General features: G+C 68.9%; 17 protein-coding genes. 6 read left to right on the plus strand and 11 right to left on the minus strand.

The features are described from left to right. Positions 1-190 precede the first annotated feature (190 nt). The 8 genes from atzF to urtA are packed head-to-tail and all read right to left on the minus strand — an operon-like array spanning position 191 to position 11,213. On the minus strand, positions 191-1,933 hold the full coding sequence (atzF, locus tag ACWDU1_RS01705) for an allophanate hydrolase (RefSeq protein ID WP_449994958.1): 1,743 nt from the start codon (positions 1,931-1,933) through the stop codon (positions 191-193). Next, entirely contained in the window at positions 1,930-5,586 is a 3,657-nt protein-coding gene (gene uca, locus ACWDU1_RS01710) for an urea carboxylase (protein ID WP_449994960.1), read from the minus strand. The genes atzF and uca overlap by 4 nt, the downstream gene beginning before the upstream one ends. A 50-nt stretch (positions 5,587-5,636) precedes the next feature. Continuing rightward, the gene (locus ACWDU1_RS01715; protein ID WP_449994962.1) at positions 5,637-6,338 is read right to left on the minus strand and encodes a GntR family transcriptional regulator; all 702 of its coding nucleotides are present in this window, start codon (positions 6,336-6,338) and stop codon (positions 5,637-5,639) included. Between the two features lie 10 nt (positions 6,339-6,348). Beyond that, positions 6,349-7,041, minus strand: a complete 693-nt coding sequence (gene urtE, locus ACWDU1_RS01720; protein WP_449994964.1) for an urea ABC transporter ATP-binding subunit UrtE — start codon at positions 7,039-7,041, stop codon at positions 6,349-6,351. A gap of 3 nt (positions 7,042-7,044) precedes the next feature. Next, positions 7,045-7,908: an urea ABC transporter ATP-binding protein UrtD gene (gene urtD / locus ACWDU1_RS01725; protein WP_449994966.1), complete on the minus strand. Its 864-nt coding sequence runs from the start codon at positions 7,906-7,908 to the stop codon at positions 7,045-7,047. After that, a complete protein-coding gene (urtC, locus tag ACWDU1_RS01730; protein ID WP_449994968.1) occupies positions 7,905-9,023 on the minus strand; it encodes an urea ABC transporter permease subunit UrtC in 1,119 nt (372 codons plus the stop codon). Before urtC ends, urtD begins: the two co-directional genes overlap by 4 nt. Further along, entirely contained in the window at positions 9,020-9,907 is an 888-nt protein-coding gene (gene urtB / locus ACWDU1_RS01735; protein ID WP_449994970.1) for an urea ABC transporter permease subunit UrtB, read from the minus strand. Before urtB ends, urtC begins: the two co-directional genes overlap by 4 nt. Positions 9,908-9,911: 4 nt before the next feature. After that, positions 9,912-11,213 carry an urea ABC transporter substrate-binding protein gene (gene urtA / locus ACWDU1_RS01740; RefSeq protein ID WP_449994972.1) on the minus strand — a complete coding sequence of 434 codons (1,302 nt, stop codon included), beginning with the start codon at positions 11,211-11,213 and terminating at the stop codon, positions 9,912-9,914. Between the two features lie 350 nt (positions 11,214-11,563). On the opposite strand from urtA, the gene ACWDU1_RS01745 reads away from it, so the two are divergent. Next, positions 11,564-12,166: a ClpP family protease gene (locus ACWDU1_RS01745; RefSeq protein ID WP_449994974.1), complete on the plus strand. Its 603-nt coding sequence runs from the start codon at positions 11,564-11,566 to the stop codon at positions 12,164-12,166. Next, on the plus strand, positions 12,163-12,753 hold the full coding sequence (locus ACWDU1_RS01750; protein WP_449994976.1) for a ClpP family protease: 591 nt from the start codon (positions 12,163-12,165) through the stop codon (positions 12,751-12,753). Before ACWDU1_RS01745 ends, ACWDU1_RS01750 begins: the two co-directional genes overlap by 4 nt. A 47-nt stretch (positions 12,754-12,800) precedes the next feature. On the opposite strand, the gene ACWDU1_RS01755 is transcribed toward ACWDU1_RS01750, so the two are convergent. Together ACWDU1_RS01755 and ACWDU1_RS01760 are read right to left on the minus strand one after the other, a co-directional pair. Beyond that, complete coding sequence (locus tag ACWDU1_RS01755) at positions 12,801-13,178, minus strand: helix-turn-helix domain-containing protein (protein WP_449994978.1); 378 nt, start codon at positions 13,176-13,178, stop codon at positions 12,801-12,803. 302 nt (positions 13,179-13,480) lie between these two features. Next, complete coding sequence (locus ACWDU1_RS01760; protein WP_449994980.1) at positions 13,481-13,810, minus strand: hypothetical protein; 330 nt, start codon at positions 13,808-13,810, stop codon at positions 13,481-13,483. 362 nt (positions 13,811-14,172) lie between these two features. On the opposite strand from ACWDU1_RS01760, the gene ACWDU1_RS01765 reads away from it, so the two are divergent. From ACWDU1_RS01765 to ACWDU1_RS01780, 4 genes are all read left to right on the plus strand, one after another. Next, complete coding sequence (locus ACWDU1_RS01765; RefSeq protein ID WP_063059615.1) at positions 14,173-14,376, plus strand: cold-shock protein; 204 nt, start codon at positions 14,173-14,175, stop codon at positions 14,374-14,376. A 727-nt stretch (positions 14,377-15,103) separates the two neighbouring features. Beyond that, on the plus strand, positions 15,104-16,702 hold the full coding sequence (gene serA / locus ACWDU1_RS01770; RefSeq protein ID WP_449994983.1) for a phosphoglycerate dehydrogenase: 1,599 nt from the start codon (positions 15,104-15,106) through the stop codon (positions 16,700-16,702). A gap of 172 nt (positions 16,703-16,874) precedes the next feature. After that, positions 16,875-17,882, plus strand: a complete 1,008-nt coding sequence (locus ACWDU1_RS01775) for a 3-isopropylmalate dehydrogenase (protein WP_449994985.1) — start codon at positions 16,875-16,877, stop codon at positions 17,880-17,882. Between the two features lie 105 nt (positions 17,883-17,987). Beyond that, entirely contained in the window at positions 17,988-18,590 is a 603-nt protein-coding gene (locus ACWDU1_RS01780) for a Uma2 family endonuclease (protein WP_449994987.1), read from the plus strand. A gap of 188 nt (positions 18,591-18,778) precedes the next feature. Here ACWDU1_RS01780 and ACWDU1_RS01785 read toward each other — a convergent pair. Continuing rightward, positions 18,779-19,182, minus strand: a 404-nt coding sequence (locus ACWDU1_RS01785; RefSeq protein WP_449994989.1) for an MFS transporter, incomplete at its 5' end; no start/stop codon positions are given.

A 19,182-nucleotide genomic window follows, 5' to 3' on the forward strand; every position in this document is an offset into this window, starting at 1 on the left:
AACCAGCGGCTATCGCGGGCGCAACGGCCGGTGGGGTGAGTCCGGCAACTCGCTCCACCGGCCGCTGTGATTCGCAGGACGGGATATGAGGGTGGCCCTCGGCGGCCGGCTCATCGCGCCCCTCATCGGTACGGTGGGCCGGTATTACGCCGTCGCTGCGAAGCGGTGATCGGGATTCCGGGGATCGGTATCACCGATCGGAGTTCAGATAGTTCCGCCACCCCCCGTACTCGGTGATATCGGTGGCGTCACGTGATGATTCGTAGTCGCAGGCGAAGCCCGTCACCCATTCGCCGGAATCCAATTCGACCTTGCCCAGCGTCATGGGTGCGGGCAGATTGCTCAGGAAGGTCCCCAGCGCGGCGGGGGAAAGCCGATACAACTCGCCCGGTAGCGAGGCCCCGGACCCGGTGCCGACCCGCAGCATTCCGGGCTTCGGCGGAGTGGCGGGCAGGGCGACCATCCGGTATGCGGCCGCGGTCGTGACCTCGCCGAGGAAACGGGCCTGCGCGCTTTCCAGCTGGTGATGCAGCGGCAGGCCGCGTAGATGCGCGCCGACGACGAGGAGTTCGGTACCCGTATCGGTGAGCAGCGGTGCGGGTTCGTCCAGCAGCCGGGCGGCCAGATCGAGACCGACCTGATCGGCGAACGCGGGGGTGATCAGCATGACGCCGAACGGATCGCCGTCGGCGGTAGCCTCGCCCGGGACCGCGACCCCGGCCAGGTCGAGAAGGTTGCAGAAGTTGGTGAAGGTGCCCATCCGGCTGTTGATCGCCACCGGTTCCGCGGCCACCGCGTCGAGGGTGGGATGTTCGGTGGTGGTGGGGAGCAGCAGGGCGGGGTGGTCGGCGAACAGGTCGCGGGCGGCGGCCGCCGCGTGGGCGAGGCGGCCGAGGTCGGTGACGTAGGAGTGGGCGGCGGGGACCTCGCCGCCGCCGATGATCGCGGCGACGACGGGGTCGGCGCCTTCGGGCGCCCCGCTGAGGAATTCGCCCACCGCGGCATAACGCTGGGCGACGATGGCGCCGTCGTAGAGCAGCCGGGCGGCGTCGAGGAGTTCGGTGATATCGACGGTCGCTACCGCGCCCCCGCTCGCCCGCCAGCGCTCGACGGTGGCGTCGAACGCGGCACGGTAGGCGGGGGTGAGGGAAGTCAGGTTGTGGTCGGCGGGGATCGCGAGGGTAGTCCGGGCGGGGGCGCCGAGCGGGGTGTCCGCGGGCCAGGCGCGGGAGCGGGAATCACCGGTATCGGGGCCGATCATGGCCCGGGTGACGGCGGTGGCGAGGGGGAGGTCGCGAGCGAATACGGTGACCGCGTCGTAGTCCGGGCAGGCGGGGACCACGCCGGTGGTCGGCACCAGGCCGAGAGTCGGTTTGATGCCCACGATGCCGTTGAGCGCGGCGGGTACGCGCCCGGATCCGGCGGTATCGGTGCCGAGCGCGGCGTCGGCGATACCGAGGGCCACCGCGACCGCGGAACCGGAGCTGCTGCCGCCGGAGACGCGATCGGGGAACAGGGCGTTGCGGACCGGACCGTAGGGGCTGCGGGTGCCGACCAGGCCGGTGGCGAACTGGTCGAGATTGGTTTTGCCGAGGACCAGCGCGCCCTGTTCTGTCAGTCGTGCCACAGCGGGGGCAGTGCGCTCTGGCGTGGTGGCGAAACCGGGGCAGGCGCAGGTGGTGGGGATACCGGCGATATCGATATTGTCCTTGACCGCGAGCAGCACCCCGGCCAGCGGCAACCGCTCACCCCGGGCGAGCCGGGCCTCCAGGGCGGCGGCCTCGGCCAGCAGATCGGCCTCGGCGCGCAGGGTGATCCAGATTTCGGGCCGGCCGGTCTCCCGGATGCGGCGGTAGGCCCGGGTGACCTTCTCGGTCGGGCCGACCGGCGCGTCCGCCGCCGGTTCCGCTAGCGGAAGTTGCTCCATGGTCATGCCGCTCCTTCGGTTTCGATGGCCACCAGGGGTGCGCCGGTTGTGACTTGATCGCCTGCCGCGACGGTGACCGCGCGGACGGTACCCGAGACCTCCGCGAACACCGGCAGCTCCATTTTCATCGCCTCGAGGACGAGCAGGGTGGCGCCGGCCTCGACCCGGTCGCCCTCGGCGACCTCCACCCGCCAGACATTGGCCATCATGGGGGCGGCGGCGAGATGGGCGCCCGCGGGCAGATCGAGTTCGTCGGCCTCGGGTTCGACGATGTGATCGTCCTGGGCGTCGAATTCGCCGTCGGCCTCCCAGCGCTGCCGTTCGGCGGTGAACGCGGCCTGCCGGTGTTCGTCGGTGGCGGCGATATCGGTCGCGTTCCGGGCCAGGAAATCGAGATGTTCGGCGAAGGCGAACTCGGTGGTGGTGCTCCGCATCTCGAAACGTCCCGCCGACATATCGGCGCGCAGGTCGAGCAGTCCCTCGGCCGAGACCGGATACCAGCTGATCTGGTCGAAGAACCGGAACAGCCACGGTTTGCCGGATTCGAACGGGGCGCGCTGACGGTAACCGGACCAGATCGGGACGGTACGGCCCACCAGCTGGTACCCGCCGGGGGATTCCATGCCGTACACGCACAGGTATTTGCCACCGATACCGACCGCGTCGGAGGGCGTCCACGTGCGGGCGGGGTTGTATTTGGTGGTCGCCAGGCGGTGTCGGGGGTCGAGCGGTACGGCCAGCGGCGCGCCGAGATAGACGTCGCCCAGACCGAGCACCATATACGTGGCGTCGAAGACGATCCGGCGCACGTCCTCGATACTGTCGAGGCCGTTGATCCGCCGGATGAACTCGATATTCGACGGCAGCCAGGGCGCCTTCGCGCGGACGCCGTGGCCGTATCGCTCGATGGCCGCCACGATGGTGGGGTCGTCGAAGGAGAGCGGGAGTTCGATCCGGCGGCTGGGCACCCGCAGGTCGGCGGTATCGGGGATATCGTCCTCGAGTTCGCCGAGCAGTCGCACCACCGAACGCTGGTCGATGACATCGGGATCGAAATGCAGGTGCAGGGAGCGCACCCCGGGAGTGATATCGATCAGGCCGGGGATGGACGCCTGCTCGAGGCGTTCGCTCAGCGCGTGCACCCGCATCCGCAGGCCCAGGTCCAGTTCCATCGGACCGTACTCGATGAGCACGTTGTCGTCGGCGCCGCGCAGGTATGTGACCTCGGGGGTGCCGGTTCCGGCCTCGCGCCGACCCAGGACACCGTCGTCTTCTTCCCGCGCGCCGAGCAGTTCCGGGCTGCCGGCGTTGCGGCCGCGGGCGGCGGGGGAGGACCGCAGTGGGCCGGTGCGTTCGTCGGCGACCGGTACGAAGCGGACCTGGTCGCCGGGCCGCATCTGGCCCAGTTTCCAGCGGTGCGCGGAGACCACGGTGAGCGGGCAGGCGAAACCGCCCAGGCTGGGCCCGTCGGGGCCGAGCAGGATGGGGGTGTCACCGGAGAGGTTGAGCGCGCCGACGCTGTAGGGGCAGTCGTGCAGGTTGGAGGGATGCAGTCCGGCGTCGCCGCCGTCGCTACGCGCCCAGGTCGGTTTCGGGCCCGCCAGCCGCAGGCCGGTGCGGTTGGCGTGGGCCTGCACCTGCCAGGTGGATTCGTAGAACTGCGCGATATCGGCTGGGGTGAAGTAGTCGGGTGCGGGTTGGGGACCCTCACCGACGCCGACGTACCAGGTGTGGGCGAATTCGGGGCGCTCCGCGGCGGGAATCGGGGCCGGGTCCAGCAGACCGCCGGCGTCGGGTTTGATACCGAGGATGTCACCGGTGGCCACGGCGCGGCCGGTGATACCGCCGAACCCGCCGAGGGTGAAGGTCGAAGCGCTGCCGTGGTAGTCGGGGGCGAGGATGCCGCCGCGGACGGCGAGGTAGGTGCGCAGACCGGTATCGGTGGGGGCGCCGATATCCACGACCGATCCGGCGGGCACCGTCACCGGCTCCCACATCGGAACCGGTTCGTCGTCCACGGTGACCGTGGCCTCGGCGCCGGTCACGCAGATGACGGTGGTGTCGGTGCAGCGCAGCCGCGGACCCAGCAGGGTCGCCTCCAGGCCGTTCTCACCGAGCGAATTCCCCACCGCGTGGTTGGCGAGCTGGAAGGACAGATCGTCGAACGCGCCCGACGGCGGGATACCCACGCTCCACAGGCCGAGCCGGCCCGGGAAATCCTGGATGGTCGTGGACACTCCCGCGCGCAGCACCTCCAGCCGCGGACGGATGGTGGCCAGACTGCCGAGGGTCGCGGTGGTGTGGCGGGCATCGAGCATGGGGGAGCTGGTCGCGGCGGCTCGCAGCTGGGGCAGGTTCGTGGTGATACCGAACATGCGGGTCTCGTCGAGGGCGGCGCGCAGCCGGTGCAGCGCCTCGGGGCGGCTCTCCCCGGAGGTGATGATCTTGGCGATCAGCGGGTCGTAATAGGGGCTGATCTCGGTACCGGTTTCGACCCAGGTCTCCACCCGGGCGGTGGTCTCGGGGATCTCGACCCCGGTCAGCGTGCCCGCGCCGGGACGGTAGTCGTTGCCGGGGTCCTCGGCGTAGACGCGGGCCTCCACCGCGAAACCGCTGATGGGCGGGCCGGCGTCGGGAACCGCGTCGAGGAACGCCGTTTCCCCACCGGCCAGCCGCAGCATCCACTCCACCAGATCGACGCCCGTGACGGCCTCGGTGACCGGATGTTCCACCTGCAGGCGGGTGTTCACCTCCAGGAACGACGCCTCGCCGCGGTCCACGTCGTAGATGAACTCGACCGTTCCCGCCGACCGGTAGCCGACCTCGCCGAGCAGTTTCCGGCTCGATTCGAGCAGCCGTTCGCTCACCGCATAGGGCAGGCCCGGCGCGGGCGCCTCCTCGATGACCTTCTGGTTGCGGCGCTGCAGGCTGCAGTCGCGGGTGCCCAGCGAGACCGCGCGACCCCGGCCGTCGCCGAAGATCTGCACCTCCACATGGCGGGCACGGGCCACGAAACGCTCCAGATACACCGCCGAGGAGCCGAAGTTGTTCTGCGCCAGCCGGATCACGCGCTGATAGGCCTCGGTGAGTTCGGCCGGTCCGTCACAGGCGGCCATCCCGATCCCGCCGCCGCCCCCGGCGGCCTTGAGCATCACCGGATAGCCGATACGTTCGGCCTCCGCCAGCGCTTCGTCGAGTCCGGAGAGGATACCGCTGCCCGCGACCAGCGGTACCCCGGCCGCCGACGCGGCCTCACGGGCGCTGTGCTTATCGCCGAAGAGCCGCAGATGTTCGGCGGCCGGGCCGACGAACGCGATCCCGGCGGCCTCCACCTCCGCCGCGAAATCGGCGTTCTCGGAGAGGAACCCGTAACCGGGGTGAATGGCGGTGGCCCCGGTGGACAGCGCCGCCTCGATCACCGCCTCGGCACGCAGATACGACTCGGCCGCCGGTGCCGGCCCGAGCCGGACCGCGCGATCGGCCAGCCGCACATGCCGCGACCCCTCGTCGGCATCGGAGAACACCGCGACCGTTTCGATCCCCAGCCGCCGGGCGGTGCGCAGGATGCGGCAGGCGATCTCACCGCGGTTGGCGATCAGCAGGCATTCGGGCAGGGGTGTATGCAGTGGCGTATACAGCTGCGGGGCGGTCTCGGTCACGGTCGGTCCTCTCGGCGTGGACAGTGCGGCTACCGGAGTAGCCGGGAGTCTCAGGTCTTGGTCGCGCGGGCCATACGGGTCAGCTGGAGCACCTGACCGGCGCGGTCGGCCACCACACGACGGGATTGGTCGATATGGGCGAGGAGCTGTTCGCGGGCGCCGGTGAGGTCGCGGTCGAGGACGGCCTCGCCGATGGCGATGTGTTCCTCGATGGTGGCGAGCATGCGGTCGGGGGTGAGGTAGTCGAACATCCGGACCGGGCGGATCCGGGCGTTCACGGTTTTCAGGGCGTCGGTGAGAGCGTGGTTGCCGGAAGCGTCCAGCAGTACGGTGTGGAACTGCTCGTCGGCGATGACGAAACCGGCGTCCGGGTCGGGGGGCGCGGTGCGGAAGGTCCGCCAGCGGTCGATCTCCGGGCCCAGGATCGCGCGGTCGTGTCCCAGTTCGGGGTCGTCGAGGACACGGGCGATCCCCTGGACCTCCAGCGTGATCCGCAACTCGTAGTAGTCGCCCAGGGTGTCCAGGCGCGGGCGGTAGGGGAACAGGCCGGTGTCGTGGCGGTCGACCAGACCGTCGGCCTGCAGCCGGGCCAGCGCCTCGCGCACCGGGGTGCGCGAGACACCGTAGCGCTCGGCCAGCCGTTCTTCGCCGAGCCGCTCGTCCGGCGCCAGGGCACCGGCCATGAGTTCGTCGCGCAGCGCCTTGTACACAGTGTCGCTGCGTGATTCGCGTTTGCTTCGTGGTTCGGTCACGACGCGCAGCCTAGAGAGTCATGGCTGCGCGGACGGTGTCGACGGCCTCGGCGCCGCCCGCCCCCGTCGAGGTCACGCGGCCGCTCTCCAGGACGTAGTACCGGCCGGCGGCCCGCAGCGCGAAACCGATGTGCTGTTCCACCAGCAGCACTCCCAGTCCGCCCCGTTTCACCAGGCCGGTGATGGTGTTCTCGATCTCGGCCACCACCGACGGCTGGATGCCCTCGGTGGGTTCGTCGAGGATGAGCATGCGCGGTTCGGTGATGAGGGCGCGGGCGATGGCCAATTGCTGGCGCTGACCGCCGGACAGCAGTCCCGCGCGGCGGTTCAGCAGTTCTTTCAACGCCGGGAACAGATCCAGCTGCTCGTCGATGAGCGCCGCGCCGCGTTTGCGGCCGTCCGCCACCACCCGCAGATTCTCGGCGGTGGTGAGGTGCCCGAAGCACTGCTGCCCCTGCGGGACATAGGCCAATCCACGTTTCACCCGGGCACTGGGCCGCAGCCCCGTGATATCCGCGCCGTCGAACCGGATCCGGCCGCGGCCGGTTTTCACCAGCCCGACCGCCGCCCGCAGCAGAGTGGTCTTCCCGGCCCCGTTATGGCCCATGATCGCGGCGACCCCGTCGGCCGGGACCTCGATCCCGACCCCGTGTACGACCTCGGTGCGCCCGTAGCCGGCGTGGACGTCGATGAGTTCCAGCATCGCCTACTCTCCCTGTCCGTTGGTCTTCGCGCGCTGTGCCGCCGCGTCCGGCCCCGGCTCGTCCGAGGGGCCGGGTTCGGCGGCGGTGCCCAGATACGCCTCCTGCACGGCCGGATCGGCCTGGACCTCGGCCACCGACCCGTCGGCCAGGACCGCGCCGCGCGCCAGCACCGTCACCGATGTGGCGAAGTTGCGCATGAAGTCCATATCGTGTTCGACGACCACCACGGTGCGTTCACCGCCGATACGCCGCAGCAGGTTCCCGGTCTCCTCGCGTTCCTCCTGGCTCATCCCGGCGACCGGTTCGTCCAGCAGCAGCACCGAGGCGTTCTGCACGAGCAGCATGCCGATCTCGAGCCACTGCTTCTGACCGTGCGCCAGCGTGCCGGCGGGTTTGTCCCGCAGCTTCGTGAGCCCGATGGTCTCCAGTGCCTGTTCGATCGACTCGGAGACCTCGGCCGGGCGGCGGCGCAGCATGGTCCACACCGACCGGCCCGCGCCCGCCGCGATATCGAGGTTCTGCAGTACCGAGAGTTCCTCGAACACGCTCGCGGTCTGGAAGGTGCGGCCCACGCCCAAGCGGGCGATCTGATGCACCTTCTTACCGAGCAGTTCCACCCCCGATTTGGTGACCGATCCGGTGGCCGGCACCAGACCGGTGATCGCGTCGATCATGGTGGTCTTCCCGGCACCGTTGGGGCCGATGAGGAATCGCAGATCGCCCTGGAACAGGGTCAGATCCACATTCGACACCGCCTTGAACCCGTCGAATTCGACGGTCAGCCCGCGGACCTCGAGGTAATCGCTGTGCATGCCGGCGTTGCCGCCGGCGACCGGTCCGGCCACGGTCGTCGTCTGCTCGGTCATGACACTCCTACCGGGGTAGCGGGCGCGGGTTCTTTCGCCGGACCGGCCGGTGGCGCCGGGTCCTCCTCGTCGGTCCGCCGTTTCCGGCGAATCAGCGCGAACAGACCGGCCAGACCCGCCGGGAAGAAACCGACCACGACGATGAAGAGCACGCCCTGGGCGTAGACCCAGCCGGACGGGAAGTTCTCCGAAAGACTCGTCTGCGCCCACGCGACCGCGATCGCGCCCAACACGGGGCCCAGCAGTGTGGTGCGGCCGCCGATGGCGACACCGGTCAGGAAGGCGATCGAGGGCACGATCCCGATATCGGCCGGGGAGATGATCCCGACGATCGGCACGAACAGGGCACCGGCGATACCGGCGAACAGCGCGGCCACCGCATAGGCGACCACTTTCACATTGGCCGGGTCGTAGCCGAGGAACCGCACCCGCTCCTCCTGATCGCGTACCGCGACCAGCAGTTCGCCGTAGCGGCTGTACATCAGCTGCCGGGTCACCGCGACGATCACCAGCAGGGTGGCGGCCGCGATGAAGAACAGCAGCCGCCGGTTGACCGGGTCGTTGAGGGCCAGGCCGAAGAAACTGCGGAACCGGTTGAGGCCGTTACTGCCGCCGGTGGACTGCTGACCCACCAGCAGGATCGCGAACGCCGCGGCCAGCGCCTGCGACAGGATCGCGAAATACGCGCCCTTGACCTTGCGTTTGAACACGCCCAAGCCCAGCAACACCGCCACCAGCGGCGGGATGATCAGGATGCCCAGGATCGTCACCAGCGGCGAGGCGAACGGCGCCCAGTAGCCGGGCAGTTCACGGATCCCGGCGATCTGCATGAAATCCGGGACGTCGTCGCCGCGCAACTCCGCGTCGGCGATCTTCAGATGCATGGCCATGATGTAGGCGCCCAGCCCGAAGAACACGCCCTGGCCCAGGGTGAGCATGCCGCCCCGGCCCCAGGCCAGCCCGATTCCGACGGCGACGATGCCGAAGCACAGGAACTTGCCGAGCAGATTGAGCCGGAAGTCCGAGAGCACCGCGGGCGCCACCGCGAACAGCAGTACGGCGGCGATCGCGAAGCCCGAATAGACCTTCCAGCGGGTGGTCAGGAATTCCCTCATACCAGACTCCTCGACCGGATCATGAACAGTCCCTGCGGGCGGACCTGCAGGAAGATCACGATGATGACGAATACGATCACCTTCGCCACCGAGGCGGTAGTGCTGTATTCGATGAACGAGTTCAGCAGGCCCAGCGCCACCGCGGCGATCACCGCGCCCCGGATCTGGCCCAGCCCGCCGATGACCACCACCAGGAAGGCGTCCACCAGATAGGCGGCGCCGGTATTGGAACTGGTGGAGCCGATCAGCGTCAGCGCCACCCCGGCCACCCCGGCCAGGCCGGAACCGATGAAGAAGGTGGTGATATCCGTGCCGCGGCTGGAGATCCCGCTGGTCTCCGCCAGATCCCGGTGCTGGACCACGGCCCGGATACGCCGGCCCATCGCGGTGTATTTCATGGTCACCGCGATGGCCGTCACGCACAGCACCGCGAGCAGCATGATGAAGATCCGGGTCTTGGGGACCACGGCCCCCAGGATCTCCACCCCGCCACCGAGCCATTCCGGAGTCACCACGCGGACCGCGGGTGCGCCGAAGATGTCCCGGGCCGCCTGCTGCAGGATCAAGCCGACGCCGAAGGTCACCAGCAGGGTGTCCAGCGGTCTGTCGTACATCCGCTTGATCAGCGTCACCTCGAGGGCCACGCCCATGAGACCGCCGACCAGGAAACCGATGAACAACGAGACGATCAGCGAGACCTCGGCGTTGGAGACCAGGTATTCCTGCACCGTGTAGGCGGTGTAGGAGCCGGCCATGATGAACGCGCCGTGGGCCATGTTGATCACGCCCATCTGACCGAAGGTCAGCGACAGCCCCAGGGCCGCCAGCAGCAGGATGGAGCCCAGGCTCAGGCCGGTGAACAACTGCCCGATCAGTGCTTCCATGGAATCAGCCCCCGAGTCCCTCGGCCCACGAGTAGCCCGCCAGGTACGGATCGGGTTCGATGGCCTCGCCGGAATCCCACACGCTGTAGATCAGGCCGTCGGGCCGGATCTCACCGATACGGGCGGTTTTGGTGATGTGGTTGTTCTCGCCGTTGATGGCGACGGTGCCCTCGGGACCGTCGAAGGTGACCCCGCCCGCGGCCTTCTGCACATCCGGCACCGCGAACGACTGCGCCTTCTCGACGGTGTTCTTCCACAGGTAGACCGACACGTAGGCGGCCTCCATCGGATCCGAGGTCGGCTTGTTCGCGCCGTACTTCGCCTTGTACGCCTTCACGAAAGCGTCGTTCACCGGGTTCTTCACGGTCTGGTAGTAGTTCCAGGCGGTGAGCTGGCCGGCGATGTTCTGCACACCGATACCGCCGACCTCTTCCTCGGCGATGGACACCGAGACCACCGGCATGTCCTGCGGGGTCAGGCCGACATTCTTGTACTCGCGGAAGAACGCGACGTTGGAATCGCCGTTGAGGGTGTTGAACACGGCGTCGGCGTCGGCCGAACGCACCTTGTTCACGATGGTGGAGAAGTCGGTGGAACCGAGCGGGGTGTAGTCCTCGCCCTTGATCTCGATCCCGTTGGCCTCGGCGTAGGCCTTGATGATGCGGTTGGCGGTCTGCGGGAAGACGTAGTCGCTGCCGACCAGGTACAGCGATTTCACGCCGCGGCCCTTGAGGTAGTCGAGGGCGGGCACGATCTGCTGGTTGGTGGTGGCGCCGGTGTAGAAGATGTTCTTCGACGATTCCAGGCCCTCGTACTGGACCGGGTAGTACAGCAGCGCGTTGCGGTCCTCGAACACCGGCAGCATGGCCTTGCGGCTCGAGGAGGTCCAGCCGCCGAATACCGCGGCGACGCAATCGCTGCTGATCAGCTTCTCCGCCTTCTCCGCGAAGACCGTGGGCTCGGAGGCGCCGTCCTCGCCGACCAGCTGGATCTGCTTGCCCAGGACGCCGCCCGCGGCATTGATCTCGTCGACCGCGAGTTTGATGGAATCGCGCACGGTGACCTCGGAGATCGCCATGGTGCCCGACAGGGAGTTCAAGGAGCCGACCTTGATCGCGGGGCCCGCGGTGTCGACGCAGGAGGTGGCGTTCGAGCCGGCCTGGTCGGAGGCGGAACTGCCGCACGCGGTAACCGCCAGCGCGGTCACGCAGAGGGCGGCGGGCAGGGCGAGCAGGGTACGTGCCCGCCTGCGCGGCCGGCGGTTCGCCGCAGCTGTTGTAGGTGCTTCGGATCTGGCTGCATTCATGACCGTACGGCCTCCACTCAGGAAAGGTCAGCCCGCTGACTTCACTGCATTCGTCGTTGTATACAGCGGCGTATACGAGGAATTACGGTAGGGACGCCGTGTTTCCGTGACGTATCGCAGCGTGAATCTCGAGTATCGAAGCGCCTCACGGCCGCAGAGCCGCGATCGTGAGGGCATGGTCCGCGATCGGAGCGGTCTCACGCCCTCGACCGCGAGCGGTCATGAGTCCGCGACCGCGAGCGGTCACGAGTCCGCGACCGGCGAGCGCGCCTGAGCCCGCTGCCGAGAGCAGATCCGCTCACAGCAGCGCGCACTCCCGCCGGCGCATCCGGTCCGGCAGCGTGGAGCACATGGCTCACGACGACAAATCCCCGCTGTTCGGCTGGCGCGCCCGCGAACAACTGCTCGCCCGCCGCGTACTGGTGCTCGACGGCCCACTCGACGACGACAACGGCACCCTGCTGGCCACCCAGCTGCTCACGCTGGCCGCCGAGGACGGTGACGCCCCCGTCTCGCTGTGGATCCATTCCCCCGGCGGCTCGGTCCCGGCGATGCTGGCGATTCGCGATGTGATGCGGCTGGTGCCGTGCCCGGTGTCCACACTGGCGCTCGGATTGGCCTGCAGCGCCGGGCAGTTCCTGCTCTCCTCGGGCACCCCCGGCCGGCGTTTCGCGCTACCGCACGCCCGGATCCTCATGCATCAGGGCTCCGCGGGAATCGGTGGTTCCACGGTCGATGTCGAAGTGCAGGCCGACGATCTGCGCTACACGGTCGAAACCGTGCTCGGGCTGATCGCCTCGGACACCGGACAACCCTACGACCGGATCTACGAGGATTCCCTGCACGACCGCTGGTTCAGCGCCACCCAGGCGAAGGAGTACGGCTTCATCGACCATATCGTCGGCGAATTCGGCCAGGTCGTCCCGCAGCGGCAGCGGGTGGGGATCTCATGAGCACCTACACGATTCCCAATGTGATCGCCCGGCATCCGCAGGGGGAGCGCATCACCGATATCTACTCGCATCTGCTCGCCGAGCGGATCGTCTACCTGGGCACCCCCATCGACTCCGGGGTGGCCAACGCGCTCATCGCCCAGCTGCTGCATCTGGAATCGGAGAGCCCGGGCCAGGAGATCGACTTCTACATCAACTGCGAGGGCGGTGACCTGTCGTCCATGCTCGCGGTCTACGACACCATCCAGCACATCGGCGCCCCCGTGCACACCACCTGTGTGGGGCAGGCGATCGCGGTGGGGGCGGTGCTGCTGGCCGGTGGCGCGCCCGGCCACCGCGCGATGCTCCCGCACGCGCGGGTGGTGCTGCACCAGCCCGCGGCCCGCGGGCAGGGCGCGATTCCGGATCTGATCCTGCAGGCCGATGAGCTGGTGCGGATGCGGGCGGAGATCGAGAACATCCTGTCCCGGCATACCGGCCGCACTCCGGAGCAGCTACGCCACGACACCGATCGCGACCGGGTGTTCACCGCGGCCGCGGCAGTCGACTACGGGCTCGCGGACAGGGTGCTGACGCCGCGCGCCTGAGCGCACTCGGCCGGGAGTGCCGGGCCGGAAGGACCGGCCGACCGGATTCAGGCCGCGCGCAGCATCGGCGAGTGGACGCCGGTGGGCAGCGGCGCGGGGGCCGTCGCGGACCGCCTGCGGAAAAGGAGTTCGTCGGCGACCTGCCGAGTGAGTTCGCCCAGCGAGGTACCGAGCGCCCCGGCCAGGGCGGCGATCATCTCGCTGGACGGCTCCTTGCGCCCGCGTTCGACCTCCGACAGATACTGCGGCGAGATACCGGCCCGCTCGGCGGTCTCGGCGAGGGTCTCGCGTTGCTCGCCCCGCAGGGCACGCAGCCGCTCGCCCAGCATTTCCCGCCACAGTGGTTCGGGCGGCATCGCGGGTTGCCGGTGCGGACCGTCGATCTTGCCGCCCGGAATCGCCTGGAGTCTGCGGGGCTCGGTCATGGACAGAGCCTAGATTCCGGGCCGCCCCCGGGATACGAATTATGCTACGAGCGTACAACCGTCCCGGCCCGGACGGGCCGTTCGAGCACAACAGCAACCGTCGTGTCCACCACCCGCCCGGCCCGTGAAAGCTGAATCCGATCGACCTGCAAAGGCTCGACACAGTTTCCGGGCGTCGGCGATGGGTCGGCTGTCGGTGACATCGTCGGGTCGAGTCGCGGGCCGAGTTGGGGTCGGTGCGCGCAGCCGCTGGACGCCGGGCCCGCGCCCCCGGGAAATCCGGACGACGCGGGCCCCGGCCGTCAGCTGCTGCCGAAGAGGCCGCGCAGCATATGGCGGTACCACTGGGCCGGGTCGTCCCAGCCGTGGTCGCGGTGGCGGTCGTGGTTCCAGTGGTCGTCCCGGTCCCGGTCCCAATGCCGGTCGCGATCACGGTCGCGGTGCCGGTCCCTGTCCCGGTCGTGGTCCCAGTGCCGGTCCCGGTCGGTCTGGGTGTAGCCGGGTGCCGGGGCCTCGGGGCCGGCCGCCGCCGGGGCGGCGAGCGCTGCCAGCGGCAGCAGGGTGATCGCACCCGCCACGGCCGTGCGGGCGGTGGCCCGGCGGATGGCGGGTACTGATGTCGTGCGGAACACGTCGAATCCTCTCGTACAGCTCCCGGCGCGGCCTGAAATCCGCGCCGGTCGGCGATAGGAATTCACCATCGCGCATACGAGTGTGAAATGTCACCGTCCCGGAAAAATCTCATCCGGAATCATCCCCCGGTACTACGGGATAACCCCGGGATCCCCCGCACGGGTGGGCAACCGACGGCCCGCACGGGCGGCGCGCGCACCCGTCCGGGGTCATATCCGGTGGTAGGCGGGGGCGTCGTGACTCACATTCACGACTTCCCGATGTGGAGGAACTTTGCGGAACGTGGCATCGTTGTCATGGAGATCAGGCAGATCGAACCGAGATCCGCCTGGCTCGCAACAGAAAGTATGAAGTAAGTATCATGGCTCAAGGCAGCGTGAAGTGGTTCAACAGCGAGAAGGGCTTCGGCTTCATCGCGCAAGACGGGGGCGGACCTGACGTCTTCGTGCATTACTCGGCAGTCGCCGGCAGCGGTTTCCGCACCCTCGAAGAGGGTCAGCGGGTGGAGTTCGAGATCGGGCAGGGCCAGAAGGGTCCTCAGGCTCAGGACGTCCGCGCCATCTGAGTGGTGTGACGAAGTAGCGGGGCCTCGTACCGGGCGGTACGAGGCCCCGCCTCGTTTCCGGGACCTCCCGCGAAGCCAGGGGGCCGGTGGGCTCTTCCGTTGCGCGGCCGGTTACCGGATAAATCATCGACGGTCCGGAGACGATATTTCGAGAAGCGGGCACCGGTGGCCTCGGGCGGTATACGGAACGCGCCCAGGGTCGCATTACCATCGGGGCAGCGCGCCACGGCGGATCAATTTACGGTGTACGCCCTGGTAGGGGTCCTGAAAATGGCTCGATTCGCATTTCTCTGAACTCTCGCGTGTGATGTGACGCGTAATTCACCGAGAACTGTCGACGCTTTCTCGGCGGGTCGAAAAAGCATGACCGCCGATTCCGGTCGGTGCAACGCATGAGCGGTGCTCGGCGTCCCGAATGATCGAATCGGTCGCGCGGCCGCCGGTGGTTTTCCGGAACCCGCCGGGCCGCCCGGAGAACGCCCTGGTTCCCGCTGCCCGCCGCACCGGGTGTTGCCGGTCGAGCGGCGATTGCGGCGGCGAACTGCCGAGTGACGGGGCATACACCGTGCGCCCCGGGTGATTCCGGCCACCCGCGGAGCCGGTCCGCGCAGGTGGCGGGACGTGTGACGGCAGCCGACCACGAGGGGGAGGGTCAACGCCGGGATCGGGCCGAACTAAGCTTGGCCGCGTCAACCGGCTGTCCCCCGTCACCCAGGAGTAACCCACTGTGAGCCAAGCAGGCCGTCCTGTAGTTCTGATCGCCGACAAGCTCGCCCAGTCGACCGTCGACGCGCTCGGTGACGGTGTCGAGGTCCGCTGGGTCGACGGACCGGATCGGCCCGCCCTGCTGGCCGCGGTGCCGGAGGCCGACGCGATCCTGGTGCGTTCGGCGACCACCGTCGACGCCGAGGTCCTCGAGGCCGGCAAGAACCTGAAGATCGTGGCCCGGGCCGGCGTCGGCCTGGACAACGTCGATGTCCCCGCGGCCACCGAACGCGGTGTCATGGTCGTGAACGCCCCCACCTCCAATATCCACACCGCCGCCGAGCACGCGGTCACCCTCATGCTGAGCGCGGCCCGTCAGATCCCCGCCGCCGACGCGACCCTGCGCGAGCACACCTGGAAGCGCAGCAGCTTCAACGGTGTGGAGATCTTCGGTAAAACCGTCGGCGTGATCGGCCTCGGCCGGATCGGGCAGCTGTTCGCGGCCCGCCTGGCGGCCTTCGAGACCAAGATCATCGCCTACGACCCCTACGTCTCCCCGGCGCGCGCCGCCCAGCTCGGTATCGAACTGCTGACCCTGGACGAGGTGCTCGAGCGCGCCGACCTCATCTCCATCCACCTGCCGAAGACCCCGGAGACCAAGGGCATCCTCGGCAAGGACGCCATCGCCAAGACCAAACCGGGCGTCGTCATCGTCAACGCCGCGCGCGGCGGCCTGGTGGACGAGGCCGCGCTGGCCGATGCCATCCGGTCCGGGCATGTGCGCGCCGCCGGTATCGACGTCTACGAGACCGAGCCGTGCACCGACAGCCCGCTGTTCGAACTGCCGCAGGTCGTGGTGACCCCGCATCTGGGCGCCTCCACCAGTGAAGCGCAGGACCGGGCCGGTACCGATGTGGCCAAATCCGTACTGCTGGCGCTGGCCGGCGAGTTCGTGCCCGGCGCGGTGAACGTCACCGGCGGTGTGGTGGGCGAAGAGGTGGCGCCCTGGCTGGATCTGGTGCGCAAACAGGGCGCGCTGCTCGGTGCCCTCGCCGACGAACTGCCGGTGAGCGTCGAGGTCCAGGTGCGTGGCGAACTCGCCGCGTCGCAGGTCGAGGTGCTGCAGCTGGCCGCGCTGCGCGGAGTGTTCTCCGCTCATGTCGACGATCAGGTCACCTTCGTGAACGCGCCGGCGCTGGCGCAGGAGCGCGGGATCACCGCCGAGGTCACCACGGTCACCGAGAGCCCGAGCCACCGCAGCCTCGTCGATCTGCGCGCGGTGTTCGGCGACGGCCGGACCATCAACGTGGCCGGTGCGCTGACCGAACCGCAGCAGGTCGAGAAGATCGTCAACATCAACGGCCGCAACTACGATATGCGCGCCGAGGGCATCAACCTGGCCGTGCTCAACTACGAGGACCGGCCGGGCGCGCTCGGCAAGGTCGGCACCGCGCTGGGCAACGCCGAGATCGATATCCTCGCCGCGCAGCTCACCCAGGACGCCAACAAGGAAGGCGCCACCGTGGTGTTCCGCGTCAACAAGGAGGTGCCCGCCGCGGTGCGCTCCGAGATCGCCGATACCGTGGGTGCCGCCAAGGTCGCGCTGGTCGACCTGTTCTGATGTAGCCGAGCGCGGTGCCCGCCCGGGGCCGGGGCACCGCGGAGGCGGAAACGGGCGGGTCCGGGTCTGTGCGGCCCGGACCCGCCCGGATCGCGTCGTCGTGCCGTGGTCCCGGCCCGATGGCCGCGTCCGCCCGGTTCGCGGCCCGTCGTACGTAGAAAGCGTGGTAGTCATGAAGCTCGCCGTGATCCCCGGTGACGGTATCGGCCCCGAGGTCATCGCCGAGGCCCTCAAGGTGCTCGACGTGGTGCTACCCGGTGTCGAGCGGACCGAGTACGACCTCGGCGCCAAGCGCTACCACGCCACCGGCGAGGTGCTCCCGGATTCGGTGCTGCCCGAACTGAAGCAGCACGACGCCATCCTGCTCGGTGCGATCGGCGATCCGTCGGTGCCCAGCGGTCTGCTCGAACGCGGACTGCTGCTGCGCACCCGGTTCGCCCTGGACCACCACGTGAACCTGCGCCCGTCCAAGCTGTATCCCGGGGTCGGCAGCCCGCTGGCCGGTACGCCGGATATCGATTTCGTCGTGGTGCGCGAGGGCACCGAGGGCCCCTACACGGGTACCGGCGGGGCGATCCGGGTGGATACGCCGCATGAGGTCGCCACCGAGGTCAGCACCAACACCCGGTTCGGGGTGGAGCGCGTGGTCCGCTATGCCTTCGCCAAGGCGCGGACCCGCCGCAAGCACCTCACCCTGGTGCACAAGACCAATGTGCTGGCCTTCGCCGGTTCGCTGTGGCAGCGGACGGTGGACGCGGTCGGCGCCGAATTCCCCGACGTCGAGGTCGCCTACCAGCACATCGACGCCGCCACCATCCATATGGTCAACGATCCGGGCCGTTTCGACGTGATCGTCACCGACAACCTGTTCGGCGATATCATCACCGATCTCGCCGCTGCCGTCAGCGGCGGTATCGGCCTGGCCGCCTCCGGAAATATCGACGCCACCGGCACCAACCCCAGCATGTTCGAGCCGGTGCACGGCAGCGCCCCCGATATCGCCGGGCAGTCCAAGGCCGACCCGACCGCCGCGATCCTCTCGGTCTCCCTGCTGCTCGAGCACAAGGGCGAAACCGAGGCCGCCACCCGCATCCAGGAAGCGGTCGCCAAGGATCTGTCCGCCCGCTCCGGCGCGGCTTCGACCGTCGAGGTCGGCGACCGGATCGCCGCCGCGGTCTGAGTCCGGCGGAATCGGAGGTCATTCGAAGTTCGCGGGTGGCCGATTCCGATAACGTCGGGGGTTCCGGGGCCGGCACCCCCGACGTTTCGAGGATTCGGAGGCAGCGTGGCCACGTGGCGCGCGACCCGTGAAGTCGGCTTCGGCCCTTACACGGTGCTCGACCTGTACGACCTGCCCGACGACGGCAAGGGTTTCGAACTCGAGGACGGATGGCTGGTCGAGGTGGCCGCGGGAGCCCGGCACAATTACATCGGCCGGTCGCTGGCCCACCGGATTCGCTCGGCCGGTGAGGGCGCGGACGTATTCGTCTGCGACGGCGGCGGATGGGAGGTCAGTACCCCGTCCGGTGTCCGGAAACCCGATGTCTTCGTGATTCCCATGGCGATCGCACGCGCGGCGATCGTTGATGAGTCGCCGAAGCTCATTCCCGGTACCGATGTGCAATTGGTGGTCGAGGTGGTGTCCCCGAGAAGCGGCAGCGAACGCACCGACCGAGTGCGTAAGGTGCGCGAATACGCTGCGCTGGGCATCCCGCAGTACTGGATCGTCGAGCATCGGCCGAGGATCCGGATCCACCGGGGCGCCCTGACCGGCTCGGTGTACGAGTGGGAGCGGCCGATTGCAGGTGGCGGGGAGTTCATCGCTGAGATCGATGCCGATACCCCGATCTCGGTGGCGTTCGATCCCGCCGTACTCATCGATATCTGACGATCATCTGTTCCGAGTAGTCGGAACCGGCAGCTCTTGAATGCCGTCGACCCACCGGTATGGTGTCGAGCGCGACTCGGGCGGAAGGATCGCATCGCCGGACCCGGCGATCGACTCACCCGCCCGCGTGTGGAACGGGCGGGTGCCGATTACGAATGGGCGGCCCGCACTCGGTACCCGGCCGCGGATTATTCCAGGGGTTTCTCCGAGTCGACCGGAACCAGGGGGATCGCCGCGGCCGCCAGGGCCGCGGCGGCGAGGTAGGCGGCGGGGAAGCCGGTGGCGGTGATCAGGGCGCCGAATACCGGGGGTACCGCCGCGATCGCGAGGTTCTGGCCGGTGTTCTGGACACCGAGCCCGCGGCCGCTCCAGAACGGCCCGGCGCGTTCGGCGATGGCGGTGAACGCCAGGCCGTTATCGGAAACGGTGACCACCGACGCGATCACCAGCAGTGGGACGGCCGCCCACCACCATTCGGTCCATGCGGTCAGCGCCAGCAGGAACATGGTGGTGACCGCGGCGATCGCGACCTGGCGCAGCGGGCCCATCCGGCTGCCGACCCGGTCCGACCAGGCGCCCGCGCCGATCCGGC

The sequence above is a fragment of the Nocardia sp. NPDC003345 genome (assembly GCF_053589395.1).